The organism is Solimonas sp. K1W22B-7, assembly GCF_003428335.1.
Taxonomy (GTDB): domain Bacteria; phylum Pseudomonadota; class Gammaproteobacteria; order Nevskiales; family Nevskiaceae; genus Solimonas_A.
In genome coordinates, this window is the sequence record NZ_CP031704.1 from 1,576,834 (window position 1) to 1,591,741 (window position 14,908).

General features: G+C 64.0%; 14 protein-coding genes. 11 read left to right on the plus strand and 3 right to left on the minus strand.

The genetic code is table 11. From position 1 onward, the window contains the following. Positions 1-38: 38 nt before the first annotated feature. Positions 39-1,517, minus strand: a complete 1,479-nt coding sequence (locus D0B54_RS07305) for an aldehyde dehydrogenase family protein (RefSeq protein WP_117290605.1) — start codon at positions 1,515-1,517, stop codon at positions 39-41. A gap of 218 nt (positions 1,518-1,735) precedes the next feature. On the opposite strand from D0B54_RS07305, the gene D0B54_RS07310 reads away from it, so the two are divergent. The 7 genes from D0B54_RS07310 to D0B54_RS07330 all read left to right on the plus strand — a co-directional run bounded on the left by D0B54_RS07310 (position 1,736) and on the right by D0B54_RS07330 (position 7,409). After that, positions 1,736-2,425 (plus strand): TetR/AcrR family transcriptional regulator, encoded by a 690-nt coding sequence (locus D0B54_RS07310; protein WP_117290607.1) that lies wholly within the window; start codon positions 1,736-1,738, stop codon positions 2,423-2,425. Positions 2,426-2,459: 34 nt separating this feature from the next. Next, positions 2,460-3,179, plus strand: coding sequence for a dienelactone hydrolase family protein (locus D0B54_RS07315; protein WP_117290609.1), 720 nt, complete (start codon positions 2,460-2,462; stop codon positions 3,177-3,179). A gap of 297 nt (positions 3,180-3,476) precedes the next feature. Then, positions 3,477-4,253 (plus strand): IclR family transcriptional regulator, encoded by a 777-nt coding sequence (locus D0B54_RS07320; RefSeq protein ID WP_117290611.1) that lies wholly within the window; start codon positions 3,477-3,479, stop codon positions 4,251-4,253. A gap of 512 nt (positions 4,254-4,765) precedes the next feature. Beyond that, on the plus strand, positions 4,766-5,110 hold the full coding sequence (locus tag D0B54_RS07325; protein ID WP_162932275.1) for a hypothetical protein: 345 nt from the start codon (positions 4,766-4,768) through the stop codon (positions 5,108-5,110). A gap of 88 nt (positions 5,111-5,198) precedes the next feature. Then, positions 5,199-5,732, plus strand: coding sequence for a hypothetical protein (locus tag D0B54_RS24210; RefSeq protein ID WP_162932276.1), 534 nt, complete (start codon positions 5,199-5,201; stop codon positions 5,730-5,732). Between the two features lie 222 nt (positions 5,733-5,954). Further along, positions 5,955-6,314, plus strand: a complete 360-nt coding sequence (locus tag D0B54_RS24215; RefSeq protein ID WP_162932277.1) for a hypothetical protein — start codon at positions 5,955-5,957, stop codon at positions 6,312-6,314. Positions 6,315-6,932: 618 nt separating this feature from the next. Beyond that, on the plus strand, positions 6,933-7,409 hold the full coding sequence (locus D0B54_RS07330; protein WP_117290616.1) for an aspartate-ammonia lyase: 477 nt from the start codon (positions 6,933-6,935) through the stop codon (positions 7,407-7,409). Positions 7,410-7,587: 178 nt separating this feature from the next. Here the strand turns inward: D0B54_RS07330 and D0B54_RS07335 are convergent, their stop codons facing one another. Next, positions 7,588-8,751 (minus strand): CaiB/BaiF CoA transferase family protein, encoded by a 1,164-nt coding sequence (locus tag D0B54_RS07335; RefSeq protein WP_117290618.1) that lies wholly within the window; start codon positions 8,749-8,751, stop codon positions 7,588-7,590. A 144-nt stretch (positions 8,752-8,895) separates the two neighbouring features. Between D0B54_RS07335 and D0B54_RS07340 the strand changes: the two genes are divergently transcribed. From D0B54_RS07340 to D0B54_RS07355, 4 genes are all read left to right on the plus strand, one after another. Then, the gene (locus tag D0B54_RS07340) at positions 8,896-10,062 is read left to right on the plus strand and encodes an acyl-CoA dehydrogenase family protein (RefSeq protein WP_117290620.1); all 1,167 of its coding nucleotides are present in this window, start codon (positions 8,896-8,898) and stop codon (positions 10,060-10,062) included. 253 nt (positions 10,063-10,315) lie between these two features. Beyond that, the gene (locus D0B54_RS07345) at positions 10,316-11,209 is read left to right on the plus strand and encodes an HpcH/HpaI aldolase/citrate lyase family protein (protein WP_117290622.1); all 894 of its coding nucleotides are present in this window, start codon (positions 10,316-10,318) and stop codon (positions 11,207-11,209) included. Further along, a complete protein-coding gene (locus D0B54_RS07350; RefSeq protein WP_117290624.1) occupies positions 11,206-12,477 on the plus strand; it encodes an acetyl-CoA hydrolase/transferase family protein in 1,272 nt (423 codons plus the stop codon). Before D0B54_RS07345 ends, D0B54_RS07350 begins: the two co-directional genes overlap by 4 nt. 162 nt (positions 12,478-12,639) lie before the next feature. Continuing rightward, positions 12,640-13,407: an enoyl-CoA hydratase/isomerase family protein gene (locus tag D0B54_RS07355; protein ID WP_117290626.1), complete on the plus strand. Its 768-nt coding sequence runs from the start codon at positions 12,640-12,642 to the stop codon at positions 13,405-13,407. Between the two features lie 78 nt (positions 13,408-13,485). Here the strand turns inward: D0B54_RS07355 and D0B54_RS07360 are convergent, their stop codons facing one another. Beyond that, entirely contained in the window at positions 13,486-14,883 is a 1,398-nt protein-coding gene (locus tag D0B54_RS07360) for a flavin-containing monooxygenase (RefSeq protein WP_117290628.1), read from the minus strand. Positions 14,884-14,908: the final 25 nt, after the last annotated feature.

Consider the following 14,908-nt stretch of genomic DNA (forward strand, 5'->3'; position numbering starts at 1 on the left):
ACCTGATCCAGGTCCGCGCCATTGGTTTTCCGGCGGACTCAGGACGCGCGGATGCCGATCGCCTTGGTCTCGAGGAACTCCTCGATACCCTCGCGGCCCCATTCGCGGCCCATGCCGCTCTGCTTGTAACCGCCGAAGGGCAGGTCGCCGGTGATGCTCATGCCGCCGTTGACGCTCAAGGCCCCGGCGCGGATGCGCTTGACCATGGCCAGCGCGCGCGGCGTGCTGCCGAAGACCGCGCCGCCGAGGCCGTAGATGCTGTCGTTGGCGATGCGGATCGCGTCCTCGTCGTCCTCGTAGGGGATCACCACCAGCACCGGCCCGAAGATCTCCTCCTGGGCGATGCGCATGCTGTTGTTCGCGTCGACGAAGCAGGTGGGTTCCACGAAGAAGCCGCCGCCCTTGTCGGGGCGTGCCTTGCCGCCGGCGATCAGGCGCGCGCCTTCCTTCTGGCCGATCTCGATGTAGCTCATCACACGTTCGAGCTGACGCTTGGAGATGACCGGGCCCATGATGCAGGTGGGCTCGTCGTACAGGCCCCACTTGCTGGAGAAACCGGCATAGGCCATTTCCAGCGCCTTCACGGCTTCCTCGTAGCGGCTGCGCGGCACCAGCAGGCGCGTCGGGTAGGCGCAGCCCTGGCCGGCGTGGAACACCACCATCGAGCCCATCACCACCATCGGGAAGTTCGGCGAGTCGTCGAGCACGATGTAGGCCGACTTGCCGCCCAGTTCCAGGAACACGCGCTTGAGCGTCGGGGCGGCGTTTTCCATGATGCGCTTGCCGACGGCCGTGGAGCCGGTGAACGACACCAGGTCCACGCGCGGGTCTCGGGTCAGCATCTCGCCCGCCATCGCGGGATCGGCAGAGGTGACCACGTTGAACACGCCGGGAGGGAAGCCGGCCTCGGCGGCCAGCTCGCCCATGATCGAACCCATCAGCGGCGTATCGGGCGCCGGCTTCAGCACCACGGTGCAGCCGGCCAGCAGCGCGGCGACGACCTTGCCGATGTTGACGTACAGGGGCACGTTCCAGGGGGTGATCGCGGCGACCACGCCGACCGCCTCGTGCACGACCAGGCGCTTGGTGTCGAAGCCGTACTCGTTGCGCAGGCCGCGGTCTTCTTCCCAGGTGACCTGGGGAAAGCATTCCAGCAGGCCGTCGGCGCCATTGAGCGCACCGTCGATCTGCGCGCGGGCGGCGGCGCCGATGGCCGAGCCGACTTCCACACGGGCGATCTGCACCAGCTTGTCGCGGTTGGCCTTGAGCAGGTCGCGGTACTTCTTCATCAGCTCGAAGCGGTACTCGCGGTTCACCGGCCAGTCGGTGCTGTCGAAGGCGCGCCGCGCCGCGGCGATCGCCTCGTCCACGTCGGCGGCGGAGGCATCCGCGGCCTGGCCCACCACTTCGCCGGTCCAGGGGCCGATGTTGTCGTAGGTCTTGCCGCTGCTTGCGCCGCGCAGCTTGCCGTCGATGTACAGCCTGGCCTCGGGAAGGGTCACGTTCTGGCTCCTCATTGGATGCGTTATCGGGGACGTGCACGCGGGCAGGGAGGCTGCGCGGCACGCGCGCCAGCCGCGGGAGCCGAACCCCTGGATGCGGGCCGGTCGACAATGCATGGTCGCTTGTCAGTTATAATCACCATCGTTGACTAGCAAGTCAAGACGGAGGAGGCTAGCGGCAGCGCCGTCCGGACGCGGGCGGCGGCAACAGGAATTCCAGGGGCGAGGCTCACATGGCGGACGGGACCACTTTTCCGGGCAGGAAGCCGCAGAAGCGCAAGCGCAACCCGGATCGCACGCGCACCGCGATCCTCGAGGCCGCGGGCAAGCTGCTGGCGCAGGACTGGTCGGAGGGGCTGAGTGTCTCCCGGGTGGCGCAGCTCGCCGGAGTCAACCGCGGCACGGCCTACCAGCACTTCCCGACGCGCGAACAGCTGCTGGACGAGACCACCACCTGGGTGAGCGACCGCCTGCGCCAGGCGGTCTTCGGGGACCAGCCGGCAGACCAGGACGTGCGGCAGATCGATCCGCAGAACGTCGCCGACCAGATGGTGAAGTTCGCCATGGGCAATCCGGACCTGTGCCGCGTCTGGCTGTTCGAGGTACTGTCGTCCAACAGGGCCGACCGCGACCCCTTCTGGAAGCAGTACCGCAGTCAGCTCGAGAGCTTCGCGGAGACCGACCTGGCGCAGCCGGGCATCGACGTGGAGGTGCAGGCCGTGATCATGCTGATCGGCACCTTCCTGTGGCCGGTCTTCGCCCGCGGCCAGGCACGCACCGCCAAGGACCGCGAGCAATTGTCGAAGCGCTTCTCCAACGAACTCCTGCGCCTGAGTTTGCATGGCACCATGCGCCCGGAGAAATTCCCCGCGCTCAATGCCAGGGTGGCGAGCACGCCCGGTGAGGGCAAGCGGTCGAAGTGAACGGGCCTGGGCCCAAACCCTGGAGACTGGCGGCATGCGCAAGCAGAAGATCGAGTACGGCAACGGCCCGACGCAGTTCCATGGCTGGCTGATCCGGGACGATTCCCTCGACGGCGTCCGGCCTGGCGTGCTGGTGTTTCCCGAGGCCTACGGGCTGAACGAACACGCCATCGAGCGCGCCGAGCGCCTGGCGCAGCTGGGCTACGTGGCGCTGGCGGCGGACATGCATGGCGGCGGCGTGGTCTACAGCGACACCGCCACGCTCGGGCCCGCCATCCGGTCACTCTTCGGTGACCGCGCCGAGTGGCGCGCGAGAGCCCAGGCCGCGCTCGATGCCCTGCTGGCGCAACCGCAGGTGGACCGCGACAGGGTTGCCGCAATCGGCTTCTGCTTCGGCGGCGCCACCTGCCTGGAACTGGCGCGCAGCGGCGCCCCGCTGTCGGCCCTGGTGACCTTCCACGCCGGCCTGCAGCCGCCCCTGGAAGCGGATGCCGGCCGCATCACCGGCAAGGTCCTCATCTGCCACGGCGCCGAAGACCCCCTGATGAAGCCGGAAGCCTTGAACGCCGTGCTGGCGGAACTGAGCCGCGACCGCGTCGACTGGCAGCTGCTCAGCTTCGGCGGCGTGGCGCACAGCTTCACCAACCCCGACGCCGACGCTCGCGGAGCGCCCGGCTTCGCCTACAACGCCAACGCCGACCGCCGCTCCTGGGCCGCGATGCAGGGGTTGTTCGCAGAAGTATTTGCGAATTAGCTCCCCTCTCCCGCTTGCGGGAGAGGGGTGGGCGAGGGGATGAATCCCCGAGGTAGGGCAACGCATGGAGCAGTTGCCGACGAGGGGATGGCCCCCCGAGGTAGGGCAATGCATGGAGCAATTGCCGAGAGAGGGTTTCTGTAGCTCTGCCAGTGATTAGCCCATGCTTGTGCCCGTTCGTAGGTTGGGCTGAGCGTAGCGATGCCCAACATCCCCGCTCGTGGAGTAGTAGGGCGGGCCTTCGCCCACACGCATCTGCTTTGACCCCATCCCGCACCCGCCCCGCATAATAGCCCCATGAACTCACCGCAGTCCGTCACCCGGGTCATCCACATCCTGGAAGCCCTCTGCGCCAGCCCCGAGCCCCTAGGCCTGGCGCAGCTGAGCCGTGTGCTGCAGGCGCCCAAGACCAGCATCGCCGCCCTGCTGCGTGGCCTCGCCGAGGAAGGGTTGGTGGAGCAGGTGGAAGGCAGCTACCGCCTCGGCCCCCGCGCCTTCGGCCTGGGCAGCGCCCTGCTCGAAGCCCGCCGCCGCTTCCAGTCCTCGGACCTGGTCCGCGCCGGCATGCGCCGGCTGGCGGAGCGCTCGGGCGAGACGGTGCTGTTCGCGGTGCGCGATGCCGAAGCCGGCACGCTGACCTACGTCGACGCCATCGAGAGCCGCAAGGTCGTGCGCTTCACTGTCTCCGTGGGAGACCGCCGCCCCCTGTACTGCACCGCCGGCGGCCGTGTGCTGCTGGCGGCGGAGCCGGAGGAAGAGGTGAAGGCATACTTGCGCCAGCTCAAGCCTCAGGCGCTGACCGCCAGCACGGAGGTCGACAAGCAGAAGCTTGCCGAGATCATCGCCGCGGTGCGGCAGACCGGCGTGGCGCAGACGATCGATCAGGCGGCGGATGGTGCAAGCGGCACGGCGGCAGCGGTGCGGGATGCTACCGGCGCCGCGATCGGCGCACTGATCGTCGCCGCGCCCAGTTCGCGGCAGCAGTCGCGTGGCGATGAGTTGGCGGGCATGGTGCGGGAAGAGGCGGCGGCGATATCTGCCAGCCTGGGCTATCGGGCTGCGGCGAAAGCCTAGCTCTTCCTCCATCAGCATCTCCCTCTCCCCGCCTGCGGGGAGAGGGTTGGCGAGGGGATGGATCCCCGAGGTAGGGCAACGCATGGAGCAGTTGCCGAGGTGAGGGGGCAGGCGACGCTTTGGGTAGCCTTCCCCCGGTTCTCAGAGCTTCTCGTAGCTCGGTTTGCCGCAGGCAAGCCGGGTCGGACCGCCTCTACTTCTCCGCCCCAAGTTTGTCCGCAAATCTCTCAAACCTGACTCACCTGTCAGGTCGCCAACAGACAGCCAAACTCCTTGTCGCCACGGCACCAAGGCGCGATAGTGCGAGGCAGGGTGCCGCGGGGAATGTTGACCCACTTGGCTCGGAAGGCGATTCGATGTTTCGGCCTGCGCGCGTCGGTGATGTACTTCTCGTTAGCGACTTCTGATCCATCAAGGGTTTGCTGCCATTGGCCTTGAGTTGGATGTCAGAGTTAGGTATCAAAATAAAATCTAGTTGGTGTTGGGCCCAACAAGTAGGAGGTCACTGAGCTATGTCCGAAGAGTCCGATCCGAAGCCATTCTCCATCAAACCAGATGGCTCTATGTCAATGAAGATAGAGCCCGATGGAAAGATAAGTGCAAGTTCCGATGACCCGATTGAGATGGATCTTGGCACGATTAAGTCCGTTGGAATTGAAAACATCGGCGACGTGAAGGAGCACTCCATAAACAACCAATTCGGATTCGTGTCGCATTTTGTGAGGTTCACGAATGGCGGTGAATTGGAGTTCGCGTACAACGCCCAGGGCCAGATCGTAAAATTTGAAGCCCGTAACTTGCAGACAGTTGTACAAAATGGCGAGCGTCTAATGTTCAGAGTGAGCAGCAAGCAGTGAGTGGGCGCACATCGGTCCAACCAGCGTTTCAAGCCGACGCGGCTGCGCCGCGCGGATAAGCTAGGGCGTTGGGAACTTTGGAGGGATCGTGAAGCGATCTAAGGTATCTACAGATCAACGTCAGGAGCATTCACATCTTCGCTGGCTTGTTGAAAGTCGTGCTGCAAATCAGCTGGCTTCCTTGCGATTGCTCGCTGTTATAGACAGTAATCATCAAAAAATACGGAGAAGCAGAACGCTCTCATTAAAGGCGCAAATATTGGTAGGGGCTTGCTTTTCCCTATGGCGCGCCGCTTTCCTCGCCGATAAAACCGGCGCCAAGGAAGCTGTTCTAACTAACACGAGGGCTTTCTTAGCTAAGATGCTGGCGGACAACGCAATTGCTTATCCGCAAGATCGCGCTTCCCGCGAGTGGACCTTTAATTACTACATGAATAGTGCAGGCGACTGCTTGCTCTTGGTTGCCGATGATTGGCCTGATGTTGAGCGCGCTCTTCACACTTCAGGACTAGTGAACAAAGCGTCCGGGCCCAGGCGGCGATGGGAGTACTATCAAGCTGCCTTAGAGATCGCGGTAAGCAGCTTTGAAGCATCCTTTGGAAGGACTAGGAAATCTGCGTAGCTCGTAGGATGCGGTGAGCTTGCGAACCGCATCAATCGTGTCTGGCGCGTATCGATGTTCGCCAGACTATGGCGCGGTAGTGGGCACGAGATGATGCGGTTCGCTATGCTCACCGCATCCTACCGGGCTGGGATCAGGCATCGCGGCGCGCGAGAAGCCCCGGATTGCATCCGGGCTACTCTGCTGCGCCGCACGGCTTAAGCTAGGGCGTTGGATGTGATCATGGAATTTCCGAGCTTAGTGTTGCTCTGTGTGGCAGTAGCATTAGCCGTTATTGCTTGGGCGGTGTTACGTATAGTCCGCCGCCGCCGCATCGATGCGCAGTTTGGCGCAACGGTTTCGGGTGGGCGTGGTGGCCATATCAAAATCCTGTGCGGCGGCAGGCCAGCACGTGCCGAGTATGAAGTTGGCACGACGGTAGACTTCCTCGTGTATGAATCCAGTTTAGCCTGGGCGAGTGGCGACCCTCTTACAGCGAGTGATAAGCAGTTTCTCGCCGACACATTAAAGGCCTGGAGTGCAGCTCGCGGTTCTAAGTTGGAGATTGCGAATGACACCCAACGGGATTTTAAGGGGTCGTAAATAACCCGCTGGAGGGCCGTAGGGCGGGGCTTTGCCCCGCCTGTCGCGAACGGCGGGTCAAGGACCCGCCCTACTGAGCTAAGGGGAGTGGCTATGGATACATCAGATGCAATCGCAGCTTTGTCAGTCGCTTTCGCAGCAGCATCCGCTTTGTATGCGCGCCACGCAGTAAGCGTTGCGCGACAGGCCAACGACATTTCTATCCACAATGAGCGTCTAAAGCTATACAAAGAGTTACTTTCATATCACGCACACCTTGCGTCTTGCGGAATCAGTGTTACTGAGCAGCAGCTATGGGCGTACCATGAAACTGCACAGTTAGCAGAGTTTTACTATGCCAAGGAACATGCGGAGACCTTCGAGGGCATATTCAGTGACTCTCTCCGGTTATTCAGTCTTCGGGATACTTTGGAGACTGCCAAAGAGGAACAATCCCAAGAGGAATATCAGCGGCTAGTTCATGATACCCGCCAATTGCATAGAGCCACGAGGGATAAATGTTCGGATCTTGCAGATTCACTCAAGCCGGTTCTTCGTATCGGCCGTCGTTAGCAAAACTTCAGGCCGACAATCTCGCCTTCCGAGAATCTGCGGCCTGAGCGAGGCACTAGAGACAAGATGAGTGCAGCGAACAATCTTGTAGGGACTGCCGGAGAATACTACGTATGCGCGGAGCTTTGCCGACGCGGATATCTGGCCCTACTTACCCCAAAGAACAATCCACTCTTTGACGTAGTCGCTACGAACATGAGTGGTAGCAAGAGCGTTGCGATCCAGGTGAAAACACGCTCTGAACGTAACACGCAAGGATGGAAGCTTGGAACTGACATTACTAAGAAAGTCGCTCCAGCGGGGATGTTCATTGCGTTGGTTAATCTAGTGCCGGAGAGCGCGCCGGAGATTTATATCTACGAGTACACGGTACTTTCAAAACGTATCACTGGCCTGTATGAACAATATCTTGCCAAGCCTAAGCGCGATGGATCGGCACGGAAAGACGTTGGATTTAGATGGTTCGATGAAGTTAATTTCATCGAGGACGATCATGGTCGCAAGAACAGATGGGGACCAATAGTCGATGCACTGGGTTCCTGACCAGCGGTTCGAGCCGGCAGCCGCGGACGAAAAATGAATTGCTTTTCAGGGTTCTGAGCCTGTCAAAGCATAGACGGACTTGTCCCTCAGGATCGCCATCCATGGCGGGACTGCAGCTACCTGATTGAGCCCCCGCCGGGCCATCCATGGCCGGGCCTTCGCTGGCGCCGATTGCCATTTAGGCAATCGGCGACAACCCCAGCTCAGCCAGCACCTCCGCCGTATGCTCCCCCAACTCCGGAGCCGGCCCCGCCACGCGCCCCGGCGTCTGCGAGAACCACGTCGGCACGCCGGGAAACTTCACCGGCCCATGCTGCGAGTCCACCGTCTCGAAGAAGCCCGTCGCCTTCAGGTGCTCGTTCTCGAACAGTTCCCCCGGCGTGCGCAGCGGCGCAGCCGGGATGCCCAGGCCGCCCAGCAGGTCCAGCCACTCCTGCGTGGTGCGCTCCATGAAGGTCTCGGCCAGCAGGCCGTAGATGCGGTCGATCTGTTTCGCGCGCTGCTTGAGCGTCGCCATGCTGTCGTTGACCCAGTGCGGCTGCACCGCCTTCACGAACAGGCTCCAGTGCTTGTCGTTGTAGATCAGTGCCGCGACATGTCCGTCCTTCGTGCGGTAGGGGCGGCGGTTGCGCGCCACCGCGCGCGGGTAGAACGCCTCGCCCAGCGGCGGCGAGAACATGGCGCCGTTGGCGTGCTCCACCAGCATGAACGAAGCCATGGTCTCGAACATACCCACCTCTACCTCCTGGCCCTCGCCGCTGCGCTCGCGGTGGAACAGCGCCATCGTCGTGGCATAGAGCGCGGTGAGGCCCGCGACCTTGTCGGCGGCGATGGTGCCGACAAAGCTGGGCTCGCCGGTCAGCATCTGCTGCACGGCGGTCAGGCCGCACTCGGCCTGGATGGTGTCGTCGTAGGCGGGCTGGTCGCCCATGGGGCCGCGCCGGCTGTAGCCATAGGCATTGGTGTAGACGATGCCGGGATTGCGCTGCGCCACGGCCGCGTAGTCGAAGCCGAGCCGGGCGATGGCCTTGGAGCGCATGGTGTGGATGAACACGTCGGCCTGTTCGATCAGTGCCCAGAGGGCCGTCTTGCCCTCCGGCGTCTGCAGGTCGAGGATCACGCTGCGCTTGCCGCGGTTCACGTTGGCGAAGACGCCGCCCATGGTGGGCGAGGGGCCCACGGAGATGTAGCGCGTGCCGTCGCCATCCGGCGGCTCGATCTTGATCACGTCCGCGCCCAGGTCGGCCATGATCTGCGTGCAGTAGGGCCCCATGACCATCGCCGTGAGATCGACCACCTTCACGCCCGCCAGCGGACCGCTGCGTTTCCCGGAACTGCCCATGGACCTTCTTCTCCTCATTCCATGGCTGGATTCTTCCATGAAGAGCGTACGTATTCCAGTACAATGCGCTAATATCGGTACAACATGCCGAGCCCCGGGGAGGGGCGCCGGCAGCCCTGAAAAGCCAATATCGGGTGTTGAATCATGGACTTCTCACTGACGCCGGACCAGCAGAACATCCGCGACACGATCCTGAAGCACTGCCAGCAGTTCTCCGCCGAGTATTGGCTGGAGCGGGACCGGGACGCGGTCTTCCCGCAGGACTTCTTCCAGTCGATGGTCGATGGCGGCTGGCTGGGCATCGCCATGCCCTCGGAATACGGCGGCTCGGGTCTCGGCATCACCGAGGCGGCGGTGATGATGCAGGCCGTGGCCGAGTCCGGCGCCGGCATGAGCGGCGCCTCCAGCATCCACATTCCGGTGTTCAGCGTGCAGCCGGTGGTGCTGTTCGGTTCGCAGCAGCAGAAGCAGCGCATCCTGCCGAAGGTGGTCACCGGCGAGGACCGCGTCTGTTTCGCGGTGACCGAGCCCAACGCCGGCCTGAACACCACCGAGATCAAGACCCGCGCCGAGAAGCGCGAGGGCGGCTACCTCGTCAACGGCGAAAAGATCTGGATCTCCACCGCGCAGGGCGCCACCAAGATGCTGCTGTTGGCGCGCACCACGCCGCTGGACCAGGTCAAGCGCAAGACGGAAGGGCTGTCGCTGTTCTACACCGACCTGGACCGCTCCAAGGTCGAGGTGCGGCTGATCCACAAGATGGGTCGCCACGCGGTGGACTCCAACATGCTGTTCATCAACGACCTCTTCGTGCCGGAGGAAGACCGCATCGGCGAGGAAGGGCAGGGCTTCAGGATCCTGCTGCATGGCCTGAACCCGGAGCGCGTGCTGGTCGCCGCCGAGGCCGTCGGCATCGGCCGCGCCGCGATCTTCCGCGCCGCACGCTACGCGCGCGAGCGCATCGTCTTCAACCGCCCCATCGGCATGAACCAGGGCATCCAGCACCCGCTGGCCAAGTGCTGGGCGCAGCTCGAAGCTGCGAACCTGATGGTGATGAAGGCCGCCACCCTGTTCGACAAGGGGCAGGACTGCGGCGTGGAGGCCAACACCGGCAAGTACCTCGCCGGCGAGTTCGCCTTCGAGGCCTGTCATACCGCGATGCTGACGCTGGGCGGCATGGGCTATGCGCAGGAGTACCACATCGAGCGCCTGCTGCGAGAGGTACTGATCCCGCGCACCGCGCCGGTGAGCCCGCACATGATCCTGAACTTCCTCGCCGAGAAGGTGCTGGAGCTTCCCAAGTCCTATTGAGCCCAGAAAAGCTCTTTTGCCACGGATTACACGGATGAACGCGGATCAGGACCAAGGATCTGTCCCCTCTCCCGCTTGCGGGAGAGGGTGCCCGTAGGGCGGGAGAGGGTTTCTGTAAAACTTCCGATGCTTAGTCAAGGCTAGAGTTACAGAAACCCTCTCCCCAACCCCTCTCCCGCAAGCGGGAGAGGGGACTGCTTCAATTCAACGAACTGTCCGTGGCTAAGCTTCTTTTCCAGATCGAGAGAAAACCATGACCCAAGCCCAGGAACTCTTCGGCGCCCGCTCCTGGCTGTTCGCCCCCGGCGACAGCGAGAAGAAGATGGAGAAGGCTGCCGCCAGCGCGGCCGACATCGCCTTGTTCGATCTCGAAGACGCGGTGGCGGAGGCCGAGAAGCCCCGGGCCCGCGCCCTGGTGCGCGCCTTTCTGGAGAAGGCCGATCCGGCGGCGCGCACGCGCCTCTGGGTACGGATAAACCCACTGCAAGGCCCGCATGCCCTGGCCGACCTCGCCGCGGTCATGCCGGGCCGCCCCGGCGGCGTCATGGTGCCCAAGACCCGCGGCGGCCATGACCTCGTCGTGCTCGATCACTATCTCTCCGCACTCGAAGCCGCCAACGGCATCGAGCAGGGCGCTACCCGTGTCTTCCCGCTGGTCACCGAGACCGCCGAGGGCATGCTCACCACGGTCACCTACGTCGGCGCGCCGCGGCTGGTGGCGATGACCTGGGGCGCCGAAGACCTCGCCGACGAACTAGGCGCCAGCGAGAACAAGAACGCCGACGGCAGCTACGGCTTCACCTACGAGCTGGCGCGCAGCCTCTGCCTGGTCGGCGCCGCGGCCGCGCGCGTCGCGGCGATCGACACCATCCAGGGCGACTACCGTGACCTGGACGGCCTGCGCAAGCGCGCCACGCAATGCCGCCGCGCCGGCTTCCGCGGCATGCTCGCCATCCACCCGGGCCAGGTCGAGGTGATCAACGAGGCCTTCATGCCCAGCGCCGAGGAGATCGCGCAGGCACAAGAGATCGTGGACCTGTTCGCCGCAAATCCCGGCCTGGGGACCATCGGCTACAAGGGTGCCATGCTCGACCGGCCCTACCTCGCCCGCGCGCAGCAGCTGCTGAAGCTCGCAGGCCGGGCATGAGTGTCGTCACCGATGCGGCCGGGCTGGATCTCGGCCGCTTCCTGCGCCGCGGTGACCGCATCGTCTGGGGCCAGGCCTGCGGCGAGCCGCAGACCCTGGTGGAGGCGCTGATCGCCCAGGCCGAGGGGATCGGGAATCTGTCCGCCTTCACCGCCACCAGCTTCTCCAGCCTGCTGACGCCGGAGGCCGTAAAGGGCTTCTCCCTGTCCAGCATGGGCGCCATCGGCACGCTGCGCACGCTGACGGCCGCCGGCAAGCTCGGCATCATCCCCTCCCACGTCAGCCAGATCGGGCCGATGATCGAGCAGGGCATCATCCCCTGCGACGTTGCCTTCGTGCAGCTGAGTCTTGCCGACGAGCACGGCAACCACAGCTTCGGCCTGATCAGCGACCACGTGCAGGCCATGGTGAAGAAGGCCCGCGTCGTCATCGCCGAGGTCAACGAGCAGGTGCCTTTCACCCATGGCGAGAAGCTGCCGGCCTCGCGCATCGACTGCGCCGTACAGGTCTCGCGCATGCCGGTGGAAGTGGCGGCACCGAGGATCGGCGAGACCGACGAGGCCATCGCCCGGCATGCGGCGTCCTACATCGGCGACGGCGCGGTGCTGCAGACCGGCGTCGGCGCCGTGCCCGACGCGATCCTGCGCCTGCTGCGCGACCGCCGCGACCTCGGCGTGCACTCCGGCATGCTGGGCGACGGCCTGGTCGAACTGGTCGAGGCCGGCGTGGTCACCAATGCGCGCAAGGCCATCGACACGGGCGTGTCGATCAACGGCGCGCTGATCGGCACGCGCCGGCTCTACCAGTGGGCGCACCGCAACCCGCAGATCCGCATGTGCAGTACCTCGTACACGCATGACGCGGCGGTGCTGGCCCGGCTCGAACGGCTGGTCACGATCAATTCCGCGCTGGAAGTCGATCTGACGGGCCAGGTGAATGCGGAGCAGAGCGGCAATGCCTACCTCGGCGGCACCGGCGGCCAGGTGGACTTCGTCCGTGCCGGCTCGCGCTCGCCCGGCGGCCGCTCGATCATCGCGCTGTCGGCCACCGCCAAGGGCGGCAGCCTCAGCAAGATCGTTCCGGCCTTGTCCGGCCCGGTCACCACCGCGCGCAGCGACGTCGACGTCATCGTCACCGAGTTCGGCGCCGCCGAGCTGAAGGGCCAGACGCTGGCCGAGCGCGCGCGCCGCCTGATCGCCATCGCGCATCCGAACTTCCGCGAGGAGCTGGAGCGCGCGGCCCACGACATACAGAAGCGAGGCTTCTGAAAAAGCCTCTTTTTTACCGCGGATCACGCGGATGAACGCGGATTTTCAGAATGCTTTTCCAGGGCATTTGAGTCGCCCGGCACATGTGGGCGTCGTGCAGGGCCCGCCATTCATCTTGATCCGTGTTCATCCGCGCAATCCGCGGCAAAGGAGTTTTCAGGAATGACCGACGCCGTCCTGTTCGATGCCCGCCAAGACGGCATCGCCATCCTCACCATCAACCGCCCGGACACGCGCAATGCCCTGAGCCGCGAAGTGCGCGAGGGCCTGTTCGCGGCCTGGGAGCGCTTCGAGCGCGATGACAGTCTGCGGATCGCCATCCTCACCGGCAGCGGCGACAAGGCTTTCTGCGCCGGCGGCGACCTCAAGGAAATGGTCGAGCGCGGGCTGCAGGTGCCGCCGCGCGACATGTTCCCGATGCCCTACGACAACATCGAGCTGTCCAAGCCCACCATCGCCGCCGTCAACGGCGTGGCCTTCGCCGGCGGCTGGATGATCGCCCAGGCCTGCGATCTCTGCGTGGCCAGCACGGCGGCGAAGTTCGCGATCACCGAGGTCAAGGTCGGCCGCGGCTCGCCCTGGGCGGCGCCACTGATCCACATGATCCCGCAGCGGATCATGATGGAGATCATCCTCACCGGAAAACCGATCACCGCCCAGCGCGCCTACGAGATCGGCCTGGTGAACCGGCTGGCCGAGCCGGCGGCACTGCTGGATACGGCCATCGAGCTGGCGAAGGAAGTCCTCGAAGGTGCCCCGCTGTCGGTGAAAGCCGGCCGCGAGACGGTCATGCTGTCCACCGAGATGGGCCGCTCCGCCGCGCTGCAGGCCGCGCGCGCCGCGCATGAATACACCTACTGCAGCGCAGACGCCCAGGAAGGCCCGCGCGCCTTCGCCGAGAAGCGCAAGCCGCAGTGGCAGGGGCGCTAAGGCCTCTCATTTCGCAGCCGGACAGCGGCACGACAGCAGAACGTCTGCACGTCAATCTCCCGTCGCGATTTTTCCGGATCAGGCAGGGAGGTCAGCAGGCCTGTCTGGCAGTGAACGGACACCGTCGAAAAAGCCGGGTACGAGTTCTGGCCAACCCATCTGACGGCGCAGCTTCTCGATGTGTTTCTTGTAGGCGTGAATTTCGATATAGCCCTTGGTGCGGTCGGAATCGATGAACCTGATTCCCCCCGACAGGTCCGGACGGTCCTCATGGAGGCGCCGCTCGAATGCCCTGGCGTTGTCGGGCTGGTGGTTCTGATCGTGCAGATAGTTCGCGACCAGTTGCGACACCCGGTCAAAGAGCGTGTAGGCACTGGAGTTGGTTTCCAGATAGCCCAGGCCGAACAGGTTGTTGTGCTTGGGATTGAAAGCGGTCAGATTCAGCTTCGGCCTGCCGCCATCCCAGTCGAAATACGTCTCCGGCACATACGGGATGCTCATGTTGTAACCCGTGGCATACAGCACCAGATCGATCTTCTCGCGTGAACCATCGGCGAACACCACGTGGTCGCCGTCGAAGCATCTGACGTCCCCCTTGGCCTTGATGTCGCCATGCTGCAGATAGTGCAGCAGCTGCGAATTGAGCAGCGGATGGGACTCGAACAGCCTGTGGTCCGGCCTGGGCATGCCCGTGCGCGAGGTATCGCCCAGGACCATGCGCAGCAGTAGGCTCATGGCCGGCCTTTGCAGCCACATCGGCAGCTGCGGGCCGCTGTTGGCGAACTCGTCTACCGGAATGCCGAAAACATGCTTGGGAATGAAATGGTAGCCACGACGCACGCTGACGAAAGCGGCATCGGCGTTCGCGGCGGCATCACAGGCGATGTCGGCGCCGGAGTTGCCTAGCCCGACGATCAGCACCCGCTTGCCGCGGAATTCGTCCGCGTGCTTGAACGTCACGGAGTGGCGGATTTCGCCGTTGAAATGGCCTTCGTGCCGCGGCAGACGTGGATGCCAGTTCGTGCCGGTGGCACACACCACGGCGCGATAGCGCCGCAGCTCTCCGCTGTCGAGCCTGACCCGCCAGGACTCGCCGTCCTTGTCGACCTGTTCGATGGCGGTCCGGAAGCGAATCGCATCGTACAGGCCAAAGGCACGCGCGAAACTGCGTGTGTATGCGAGGATCTGCCGATTCGAGGGATAGTCCGGATAATCGTCGGGCATCGGAAAGTCGTAGAAGCCCGACGTGCCGCGCGAGGAGATGAAGTGCGCCGAGTGATACATCGGCGTGCCTGGATTGCTCAGATCCCAGATGCCGCCAACATCGTCGTGGCGCTCGAACTGATCGTAGGGAATGCCGCGTCGCTTCAATGCCCGGGCCACACTGAGGCCGGCCGGGCCGGCACCTACGATGCAGACCGCATCTGAACGATCGGTGATTTGGTTCTTCGGATCAGATTTAAACGTGGAGGGCATGACAGTGCTCCGGTGAAAGTCGTCG

Excerpts from the sequence above, each read along its gene's own strand:
- D0B54_RS07305 (WP_117290605.1), bottom strand. The coding sequence starts at position 1,517 with ATGAGGAGCCAGAACGTGACCCTTCCCGAGGCCAGGCTGTACATCGAC.
- D0B54_RS07310 (WP_117290607.1), top strand. The coding sequence starts at position 1,736 with ATGGCGGACGGGACCACTTTTCCGGGCAGGAAGCCGCAGAAGCGCAAG.
- D0B54_RS07315 (WP_117290609.1), top strand. The coding sequence starts at position 2,460 with ATGCGCAAGCAGAAGATCGAGTACGGCAACGGCCCGACGCAGTTCCAT.
- D0B54_RS07320 (WP_117290611.1), top strand. The coding sequence starts at position 3,477 with ATGAACTCACCGCAGTCCGTCACCCGGGTCATCCACATCCTGGAAGCC.
- D0B54_RS07325 (WP_162932275.1), top strand. The coding sequence starts at position 4,766 with ATGTCCGAAGAGTCCGATCCGAAGCCATTCTCCATCAAACCAGATGGC.
- D0B54_RS24215 (WP_162932277.1), top strand. The coding sequence starts at position 5,955 with ATGGAATTTCCGAGCTTAGTGTTGCTCTGTGTGGCAGTAGCATTAGCC.
- D0B54_RS07330 (WP_117290616.1), top strand. The coding sequence starts at position 6,933 with ATGAGTGCAGCGAACAATCTTGTAGGGACTGCCGGAGAATACTACGTA.
- D0B54_RS07335 (WP_117290618.1), bottom strand. The coding sequence starts at position 8,751 with ATGGGCAGTTCCGGGAAACGCAGCGGTCCGCTGGCGGGCGTGAAGGTG.
- D0B54_RS07340 (WP_117290620.1), top strand. The coding sequence starts at position 8,896 with ATGGACTTCTCACTGACGCCGGACCAGCAGAACATCCGCGACACGATC.
- D0B54_RS07345 (WP_117290622.1), top strand. The coding sequence starts at position 10,316 with ATGACCCAAGCCCAGGAACTCTTCGGCGCCCGCTCCTGGCTGTTCGCC.
- D0B54_RS07350 (WP_117290624.1), top strand. The coding sequence starts at position 11,206 with ATGAGTGTCGTCACCGATGCGGCCGGGCTGGATCTCGGCCGCTTCCTG.
- D0B54_RS07355 (WP_117290626.1), top strand. The coding sequence starts at position 12,640 with ATGACCGACGCCGTCCTGTTCGATGCCCGCCAAGACGGCATCGCCATC.
- D0B54_RS07360 (WP_117290628.1), bottom strand. The coding sequence starts at position 14,883 with ATGCCCTCCACGTTTAAATCTGATCCGAAGAACCAAATCACCGATCGT.